This window comes from Xenococcus sp. PCC 7305 (assembly GCF_000332055.1).
In the GTDB taxonomy this organism is placed as follows: Bacteria; Cyanobacteriota; Cyanobacteriia; order Cyanobacteriales; family Xenococcaceae; genus Xenococcus.
The window spans coordinates 1-1,831 of the sequence record NZ_ALVZ01000007.1 but is presented as its reverse complement, the minus strand read 5'-3'; the positions used below and the strand labels follow the sequence as shown (position 1 = coordinate 1,831).

The 1,831-nt window shown below is 38.0% G+C and carries 1 protein-coding gene and 2 pseudogenes; all 3 read right to left on the bottom strand.

Features of this window, described 5'->3' with window-relative positions; all coding sequences use genetic code 11:
* Positions 1-464: pseudogene (locus XEN7305_RS00050) on the bottom strand (photosystem II q(b) protein); the annotation flags it as partial.
* A 627-nt stretch (positions 465-1,091) separates the two neighbouring features.
* A complete protein-coding gene (locus tag XEN7305_RS00045) occupies positions 1,092-1,664 on the bottom strand; it encodes a Uma2 family endonuclease (RefSeq protein ID WP_006507235.1) in 573 nt (190 codons plus the stop codon).
* A gap of 62 nt (positions 1,665-1,726) precedes the next feature.
* Positions 1,727-1,831: pseudogene (locus XEN7305_RS28415) on the bottom strand (IS5/IS1182 family transposase); the annotation flags it as partial.

Here is a 1,831-nt window from a genome sequence, read left to right as displayed (position 1 = left end):
GTTGCTGCGGATACTGGTGCAGAGTATGCAACACAGATCCAAGGGCGCATCCCTAAGCGGAAAGAAAGTTCCCACTGACGACCCATGTAGCAGAACACACCGATCAAGAAGTGGAAAATTACTAGCTGGTAAGGGCCACCGTTGTACAACCACTCATCTAGAGAAGCAGCTTCCCAGATGGGGTAGAAGTGAAGACCAATTGCATTAGAAGAAGGAATTACAGCACCAGAAATGATGTTGTTTCCGTATACCAAGGAACCTGCAACAGGCTCACGGATACCATCGATGTCCACGGGAGGAGCAGCGATGAATGCAATGATGAAGCAAGTAGTAGCTGCGAGAAGGCAGGGAATCATTAGAACACCGAACCAACCAACATAGATGCGGTTGTCTGTGCTAGTAATCCACTGACAGAACTTCTCCCAAGAGCTGACGCTTTCGCGTTGCTGTAGAGTAGTAGTCATTTATTTATGATTGCGTTATGAATGATATGTCTATATCTTAGCCCAATTGTAACGAAGTGTAACAAAGATTTTCTTATCTTTGCTATAAGCAAAGTTAATCATAATCAACTTTTGAGCGATTTTGTGGCGAAAAGAAGTAAATCTGGATTTATGTCGATTTCGTAAAGTTGTATGACTTTCTGGGGCAATAGAAACCGACGGATGATAATTTAGTAATCGAAGCAGGTAATAGCTTCCCTGACAGAGATTACAGCTCTTGTCCATGTTCTATCAAAGGAGGTCAAAACAGCTGTTAAGTTCTACATCTGTCTCGTCTAAACAACTCAATAACGCTCAACTCGAAAGCTGATATTTCCTTAATTAGGATAGCGAGAGCATATTTCTAACATGCTTATGTCAATGCTCTAAATTGGATCTATTGATAGGGGGAAAACTCTCAGTTAGTATTGCTTGGGCGTTATTGTTTTGAGAAGTCATATTTTTTTGCCACATATATTTAAGATGGATGTGCAAATATTGTATTTTCAACCTCCGGATAAGATTTGTACCAACAAATCCACAGTCTAGGTGTGATTAAAGCTTCATCTACTTCGACTTTCACTTCTGTACGTATTAATAGTTGTTACTTTATTCTAGAAAATTAACTTCTTCATACACATCATCAATTGTCCCCACAAAATTTATGCTTGTTAACTCAAACTTTTTATTTTGATCCGTATAAAATTGTAAATTCCATGATTGCCCTTCTGTACGACGAAAACATTCAATTCTGGCTTTTTTGCTATTGATCAAGACATATTCTTGTAATGTCTCCAAAGATTGATAATCAATAAATTTATCCCCTCTATCAAAGGCTTCTGTGGAATTGGAAAGTACTTCTATAATTAGACAGGGATATTTTTTGTAAGTAGAATTTTCTCGATCTTTCTCTTCGCAAGTGACTATGATGTCAGGATAGTAAAAACAATTTTTACTTTCAATTCTGACTTTCATATCGGAGATATATACTCGACATCCTGAACCCCGTAAGTGAGATAGCAGTAGTGCAAAGATATTTCCTGCGATCGTGACGTGGGTATTTGTCACCCCAGCCATCACGCAAATTTCTCCATTAATATATTCGTTTTTAAGATCGCTGTTTTCTTCTATCTGAAGATATGCTTCAGGAGTGAGATAGGTTTTTTGCTGAGAGGCAATCATGAGGGAAAATAGACCTCTTGCAAAATAGATAAGTATTTAAATTATTGTCACAACAAGAAATTTTAAGCTGACAATGATAGTTCGTAATTGTAAATAGCGGAGAGAAGGTTACAACGCAAGCCATAACGTCTTCTTCGATTACGATAGCGCTCAGCAATTATTTTAAA

What these genes read in the sequence shown, in the direction of transcription:
- XEN7305_RS00045 (WP_006507235.1), bottom strand. Translation starts at nt 1,664, where the DNA reads ATGATTGCCTCTCAGCAAAAAACCTATCTCACTCCTGAAGCATATCTT.